Source organism: Streptomyces sp. NPDC059524 (assembly GCF_042749255.1).
Taxonomy (GTDB): Bacteria; Actinomycetota; Actinomycetes; order Streptomycetales; family Streptomycetaceae; genus Streptomyces; species Streptomyces xanthii.
The window spans coordinates 35,175-42,043 of the sequence record NZ_JBHYTK010000063.1; the positions used below are offsets into that span (position 1 = coordinate 35,175).

The following is a 6,869-nucleotide window of genomic DNA, read 5'->3' on the forward strand; positions in this document are numbered from 1 at the left end:
GGTGGAATCGGTCGAGTCTGCGCTGCCGACGCTGCTGTCGCGGGGGGGGGGCATAGCGGGGGGGGGCCCCCCGGGAAAGCCCCCCCCCCGCGCGGCGCCCGCCGCGGGCCGGGGAGACCCGGCCCCCCCCGCCGGCCCCCCGGGGGCGTTCGGCTTATGGACGACGAAGTTGTGGAGGACACCAAGTGGGACGACTCTTCGGCACGGACGGCGTGCGCGGTGTCGCCAACGCGGATCTGACGGCCGAGCTGGCGCTCGGCCTGTCGGTCGCCGCCGCGCACGTGCTCGGCGAGGCGGGCTCGTTCGAGGGACACCGTCCGGTCGCGGTCGTCGGCCGTGATCCACGGGCCTCGGGCGAGTTCCTGGAGGCCGCGGTCGTCGCCGGACTGGCCAGCGCGGGCGTCGACGTCCTGCGCGTCGGTGTGCTGCCCACCCCCGCGGTGGCGTACCTCACCGGTGCGCTGGGAGCCGACCTCGGCGTGATGCTCTCCGCGAGCCACAACGCGATGCCGGACAACGGGATCAAGTTCCTCGCCCGCGGCGGCCACAAGCTGGACGACGCCCTCGAGGACCGCATCGAGTCCGTCTACGAGGAGCACCGCACCGGCGCGCCCTGGGACCGGCCCACCGGCGCCGGCGTCGGCCGCGTGAAGTCATACGACGAGGGCCTCGACCAGTACGTCGCCCACCTCGTCGGCGTCCTGCCGAACCGGCTCGAGGGCCTGAAGATCGTCCTCGACGAGGCGCACGGTGCCGCCGCGCGGGTCTCCCCGGAGGCCTTCACCCGGGCCGGCGCGGAGATCGTCACGATCGGCGCCGAGCCGGACGGGCTGAACATCAACGACGGGTGCGGCTCCACGCACCTGGACCTGCTGAAGGCCGCCGTCGTCGAGCACGGCGCCCACTTCGGCATCGCCCACGACGGGGACGCGGACCGCTGCCTGGCCGTGGACCACACCGGCTCCGAGGTCGACGGCGACCAGATCATGGCCGTCCTCGCGATCGCCCTGCGCGAGCGCGGTGTGCTGCGCCAGGACACGCTGGTCGCGACCGTCATGTCCAACCTCGGGCTGAAGCTGGCGATGGAGCGCGAGGGCATCACGCTCGTGCAGACCGCCGTCGGCGACCGGTACGTGCTGGAGAACATGAAGGAGCACGGGTTCGCGCTCGGCGGCGAGCAGTCCGGGCACGTCATCGCGCTCGACCACGCGACGACGGGTGACGGGACGCTGACCGGGCTGCTGCTCGCCGCGCGGGTCGCGCAGACCGGCCGCAGCCTCCAGGAGCTCGCCTCCGTCATGGAGCGGCTGCCGCAGGTGCTCATCAACGTGCCGGACGTGGACAAGTCCCGGGTCGGTACGTCGGTGCCGCTGGCTTCGGCCGTCGCTGACGCGGAGGCCGAGCTCGGGAGCACCGGGCGGGTGCTGCTTCGGCCCTCGGGGACGGAGCCGCTGGTTCGGGTCATGGTCGAGGCCGCTGACATCGAGCAGGCTCGGTCTGTGGCCGGGCGGTTGGCCGACGCGGTCAAGTCGGCGCTCGGCTAGGCGTCTGCCTGGTTCGGTGTCCGGCCGGGTGACACCCGGTGGGGCTTCTCGCGCAGTTCCCCGCGCCCCTGAGATGCGTACTTCGTGCGCCATCTCAGGGGCGCTCCTCCTCAGGCCGTCTTGCGTTTCCTGGCCCAGAAGAGCTTCTGGACGAGCAGGGTCGTGGTGCCGGCCAGGATGATGCCCAGGAGGTTCAGGAGGAGTTGTTCCGTGGAGCCCCAGGTCTGGTCGACGTCGCGGTAGCCGAGGGCCACCGCGGCGTTCGCCGCCGCCGGGACCGTCGTCACGGAGATCGCCACGCCGACCATCGCGCCCGACTTCGTCGAGGTGAGGGAGAGGACTCCGGCCGCGCCCGCGAGAACCGCCACCACGAACGAGAACCAGTCGGGGGCGTAGACGAAGCCCGTGTTGGGGCGCTTCGCCTCCAACTGGGCCTCGCTGAAGAGGTTCACGGCGTCCATGAAGTGGGCGAAGCCGACCGTCACCGTCATCGCCACCGCGAAGCCCACGAGCAGCGCGGTCAGGGAGCGCAGGGCCAGCCGCGGGGCGCGCTGGACCAGGGCCGTGCAGATGCCTGCGAGCGGGCCGAACTCCGGGCCGACCGCCATCGCGCCCACGATCAGGATCGCGTTGTCGAGGACGACGCCGCACGCCGCGATCATCGTGGCGATGGTGAGGAACGCCAGGTAGGTCCAGCTGAGCGTGGACTCCTCGTGCGTGGCGTCCGTCAGATGGGCCCAGAGCACCGCGTCGGCGCCCTCGCCCGGGGCGTCGTCCTCGGCCCGGTCGGCGCGCTCCGACAGGGACAGGTCGATGTTCTCGACGGCGATCGAGCCGTCCGTCTCGATGCCCAGGCCGCTGAGCCCGACGAGGAGTTCGTCGCAGGCCTCACGGGCGACGTCGCACATGACGACGTCGCCCGACGGGTCGCGGGCCGCGCCCGGGAGCACCACGAGGTGTGTGGTGCCGACGGTTCCCTCGATGAGACGCACCGCGTCGTCCGTCGTCCGGGCGGGCGTGATCAGGCGCAGATGCAGCATGCGCGTACGGTAGCCGCCGTTCAGAGTTTGCGGAGCCGCAGGCGCTGCACCTTGTGATCGGACCCCTTGCGGATGACGAGACCGGCGCGGCCGCGGGTGGGGGCCACGTTCTCCAGCAGGTTGGGCTTGTTGACGGTGCGCCAGGTCGTGCGCGCGTAGTCGAGCGCCTCCTCCTCCGACACCTGCGTGTACTTGCGGAAGTACGAGGACGGGTCCTGGAAGGCCGTCGCGCGCAGCTTCAGGAAGCGGTTCAGGTACCAGCGCTCGATGTCCTCGGCCTTCGCGTCCACGTACACGCTGAAGTCGAAGTAGTCGGCGAGGCCGACGCGGGTGCGGCCGTCCTTGCCGGGCAGGGCGGGCTGCAGCACGTTGATGCCCTCGACGATGAGGATGTCGGGGCGGCGCACCGTCAGCTGCTGGCCGGGCACGATGTCGTAGATGAGGTGGGAGTAGACGGGGGCGGTGACCTCGTCCTTGCCCGCCTTGATGTCGGCGACGAACCGGGTCAGGGCGCGGCGGTCGTAGGACTCCGGGAAGCCCTTCCTGGCCATCAGACCGCGGGCCTCCAGCTCCTTGGTGGGCAGCAGGAAGCCGTCGGTGGTGACGCGCTCCACGCGCGGGTGCTCCGGCCAGCGCGAGAGCAGGGCCTGGAGCAGGCGGGCCACGGTGGACTTGCCGACGGCGACCGAGCCGGCGACCCCTATGACGAAGGGGGTGCCGGACTGGGTGCCCTTCTCGCCGAGGAACGTGTTGAGCGCGCCGCGCAGGCCGTCGGTGGCGCCCACGTAGAGGTTCAGCAGCCGGGAGAGCGGCAGGTAGATGTCGCGGACCTCGTCGAGGTCGATCACGTCGCCGAGGCCGCGCAACCGTTCCAGCTCCTCGGCGGTCAGAGGCAGCGGCGTCTTGTCGCGCAGGGCGCTCCATTCACTGCGGGTGAGGTCGACGTAGGGAGTCGCCTCCGGCCGTTGCCGGTGGGCGCTCCGGGAAGTCGCGGATCGTGGAGCCAGAGGCTCGGAGACCGGAGAGATCACAGTTCATTGTTACGGCTGTGTGGCGTGATCGGAGGGTGGGCTCCGTCACGCTCGGTCGCTCCCGGACATGTCACAGGTTCTCAACAGGTATGGACCTGTTGTGCAACCGACGGGTACGTTTCCGACACCTGTACGGGCCATCTACGCCGTACAGGGAGGGAGGGGAGCCCGATGAGTGTGTTTCGCATGCCCGGATTCGGACGAAGGAAGAGATCCGCCCGCGCCCGGCGCGGGAGGACAACGGGGGAGGTGGGGAAGACGGCCAGAACGGCATGGGCCGGTCAGGTGCTCAGTGACCTGGCGCAGGAGCTGCCCGACGAGGACATCGGCGAGGACCTGGACGACACTCTGGACTTCTACCGCAGGGGGAGCAAGCCGCCCGGCGAGGAGGACGAGTACCTCGACCTCGTGGAGGACGCGCGCGACCGGCTGGAGGGCGGGTACTGAACCTGAGAGCGGGTCAGCCCTAGGCTGCGCCCTATGTGCGGAATCGTGGGATACGTAGGGTCGCAGTCGGCGCTGGACGTGGTCCTGGCCGGGCTGAAGAGGCTGGAGTACCGGGGGTACGACTCCGCCGGTGTGGCCGTGCTCGCCGACGGGTCGCTCGCCGCGGCCAAGAAGGCGGGCAAGCTGGCCAACCTGGAGAAGGAACTGGTGGACCGGCCGCTGCCGGCCGGTGCCACCGGGATCGGACACACCCGGTGGGCCACCCACGGCGGCCCGACCGACACCAACGCGCACCCGCACCTCGACAACGCGGGCCGGGTCGCCGTCGTCCACAACGGGATCATCGAGAACTTCGCCGCGCTGCGCGAGGAGCTCGCCGGGCGTGGGCACGTGCTGGCCTCCGAGACCGACACCGAGGTCGTGTCCCACCTGCTCGCCGAGGAGTACTCGGCGAGCGGGGACCTCGCGGAGGCGATGCGGCTCGTGTGCCGGCGCCTCGAAGGCGCGTTCACGCTGGTCGCGGCGCACGCGGACGAGCCCGACGTGGTCGTCGGCGCGCGCCGGAACTCGCCGCTCGTCGTCGGGGTCGGGGAGGGCGAGGCGTTCCTCGCCTCGGACGTCTCCGCGTTCATCGCGCACACCCGCTCCGCGATCGAGCTCGGCCAGGACCAGGTCGTCGAGCTGCGCCGCGACGGGGTGACCGTGACCGACTTCGACGGGCGGCCCGCCGACGTGCGGCACTACCACGTCGACTGGGACGCCTCCGCCGCCGAGAAGGGCGGCTACGACTACTTCATGCTCAAGGAGATCGCCGAGCAGCCGAAGGCCGTCGCGGACACGCTGCTCGGGCGGATCGGCGCCGAGGGGCAGCTCACCCTGGACGAGCTGCGGATCCCGCCGCAGGTGCTGCGGATGGTCGACAAGGTCGTCATCGTGGCGTGCGGGACCGCCTTCCACGCCGGGCTCATCGCCAAGTACGCCATCGAGCACTGGACCCGGATCCCGTGCGAGGTCGAGCTGGCCAGCGAGTTCCGCTACCGGGACCCGATCCTCGACGCCCGCTCGCTCGTCATCGCGATCTCCCAGTCCGGCGAGACGATGGACACGCTGATGGCGCTGCGGCACGCGCGCGAGCAGGGCGCGACGGTGCTGGCCATCTGCAACACCAACGGGTCGACGATCCCGCGCGAGTCCGACGCCGTGCTCTACACGCACGCCGGCCCCGAGGTCGCCGTGGCGTCCACGAAGGCCTTCCTCACCCAGCTCGTCGCCTGCTATCTGGTGGCGCTGTACCTGGGCCAGGTGCGGGGCACCAAGTGGGCCGACGAGATCCTCGCCGTCGTACGGGACCTCGCGCGGATCGGCGAGGAGGTCGAACGGGTCCTGGAGACGATGGAGCCCGTACGGGAGCTGGCGCGGTCGCTCGCCGCGCACGACACCGTGCTGTTCCTGGGCCGGCACGTCGGCTACCCGGTCGCGCTGGAGGGCGCGCTCAAGCTCAAGGAGCTCGCGTACATGCACGCGGAGGGCTTCGCGGCGGGCGAGCTCAAGCACGGGCCGATCGCGCTGATCGAGCCCGGCCTCCCGGTGGTCGTGGTCGTCCCGTCCCCGCGCGGACGCTCCGTCCTCCACGACAAGATCGTCTCCAACATCCAGGAGATCCGGGCCCGCGGCGCCCTGACCATCGTGATCGCGGAGGAGGGCGACGAGGCCGTCGTCCCGTACGCCGACCACCTTGTCCGCGTCCCGGCGACGCCGACCCTGCTCCAGCCGCTGGTCGCGACCGTGCCGCTCCAGGTGTTCGCCTGCGAGCTGGCGACGGCCCGCGGCAACGAGGTCGACCAGCCGCGCAACCTGGCGAAGTCGGTGACCGTGGAATGACGGACCAGGGGGAACGGCTGCGCGCGCTGGCCCTCGGCCTCCCGGAGACCGAGGAGGGCACGCACTTCGGCATGGCGGCCTACTCCGTACGGGGCAAGGGCTTCGCGTCGCTGACCAAGGACGGGCGGCGCGTGCAGCTGCACCTGTCACCTGAGGAGACCGAGGCGGCGCTCGCCGCGCACCCGGGTGGGGAACGGCTGGAGCGGGCCGGGCGGACGATCGGGTTCCGGGTGCCGCTGGAGGAACTCGACGACGCGGCGCTCGACCGGCTCGTGCGGGCGTCGTGGCGCGGCCGGGGCGGATCCGACGACCCTCCCTCGGATCTGCCCGCCGGGATCGGGCGCCCGGCGACGCGGGCGCTGCACGGTGCGGGGCTGCGGACGCTCGCGGAGGTCGCCGGGCTCACGGAGGCCGAGCTGTCGGCGCTGCACGGCGTCGGCCCCAAGGCCGTACGGATCCTGACGGAGGCTCTGGAGGGGCGCGGCCTGGGGTTCCACCGGCCGTAGGGTGCTCGGCATGAGCATCATCGGGGTCGGAATCGACGTGGCCGAGATCGAGCGGTTCGCGGCGTCGCTGGAGCGGACGCCGGGGCTGGCCGGGCGCTTGTTCCTGCCGGACGAGCTGCTGCTGCCCAGTGGGGAGCGGCGCGGGGTGGCCTCCCTGGCCGCGCGGTTCGCGGCCAAGGAGGCGATCGCCAAGGCGCTCGGGGCGCCGGCCGGGCTGCACTGGACCGACGCGGAGGTCTGGGTCGAGCCCAGTGGGCAGCCGCGGATGCGGGTGACCGGGACGGTGGCGGCGCGTGCCTCGGAGCTCGGAGTGCGGTCCTTTCATGTGTCGCTGAGCCATGACGCGGGGGTGGCGTCGGCGGTGGTGGTGGCCGAAGGCTGAGGGGGCGCTGCCGCTGCTGGGGGGGGGGGCGGGTCCGA

7 protein-coding genes are annotated in these 6,869 nt (G+C 72.0%); 5 read left to right on the forward strand and 2 right to left on the reverse strand.

Annotated features, from left to right (window positions below):
* The first annotated feature begins 185 nt into the window (after positions 1 to 185).
* Positions 186 to 1,544, forward strand: coding sequence for a phosphoglucosamine mutase (glmM, locus tag ACFW9D_RS19355; protein ID WP_384623334.1), 1,359 nt, complete (start codon positions 186 to 188; stop codon positions 1,542 to 1,544).
* A gap of 110 nt (positions 1,545 to 1,654) precedes the next feature.
* On the opposite strand, the gene ACFW9D_RS19360 is transcribed toward glmM, so the two are convergent.
* Both ACFW9D_RS19360 and coaA read right to left on the reverse strand, forming a co-directional pair.
* Positions 1,655 to 2,584, reverse strand: coding sequence for a DUF389 domain-containing protein (locus ACFW9D_RS19360; RefSeq protein ID WP_188337362.1), 930 nt, complete (start codon positions 2,582 to 2,584; stop codon positions 1,655 to 1,657).
* A gap of 20 nt (positions 2,585 to 2,604) precedes the next feature.
* Complete coding sequence (gene coaA / locus ACFW9D_RS19365) at positions 2,605 to 3,591, reverse strand: type I pantothenate kinase (protein WP_188341382.1); 987 nt, start codon at positions 3,589 to 3,591, stop codon at positions 2,605 to 2,607.
* Between the two features lie 309 nt (positions 3,592 to 3,900).
* Here coaA and ACFW9D_RS19370 point away from each other — a divergent pair, with 309 nt between their 5' ends.
* The 4 genes from ACFW9D_RS19370 to ACFW9D_RS19385 are packed head-to-tail and all read left to right on the forward strand — an operon-like array spanning position 3,901 to position 6,831.
* Complete coding sequence (locus tag ACFW9D_RS19370) at positions 3,901 to 4,062, forward strand: hypothetical protein (RefSeq protein ID WP_188337361.1); 162 nt, start codon at positions 3,901 to 3,903, stop codon at positions 4,060 to 4,062.
* Positions 4,063 to 4,095: 33 nt separating this feature from the next.
* Complete coding sequence (gene glmS / locus ACFW9D_RS19375; RefSeq protein WP_384623336.1) at positions 4,096 to 5,943, forward strand: glutamine--fructose-6-phosphate transaminase (isomerizing); 1,848 nt, start codon at positions 4,096 to 4,098, stop codon at positions 5,941 to 5,943.
* Positions 5,940 to 6,449, forward strand: coding sequence for an MmcQ/YjbR family DNA-binding protein (locus tag ACFW9D_RS19380; protein ID WP_384623338.1), 510 nt, complete (start codon positions 5,940 to 5,942; stop codon positions 6,447 to 6,449). The genes glmS and ACFW9D_RS19380 overlap by 4 nt, the downstream gene beginning before the upstream one ends.
* Positions 6,450 to 6,459: 10 nt before the next feature.
* Positions 6,460 to 6,831 (forward strand): holo-ACP synthase, encoded by a 372-nt coding sequence (locus ACFW9D_RS19385; protein ID WP_188337358.1) that lies wholly within the window; start codon positions 6,460 to 6,462, stop codon positions 6,829 to 6,831.
* Positions 6,832 to 6,869: the final 38 nt, after the last annotated feature.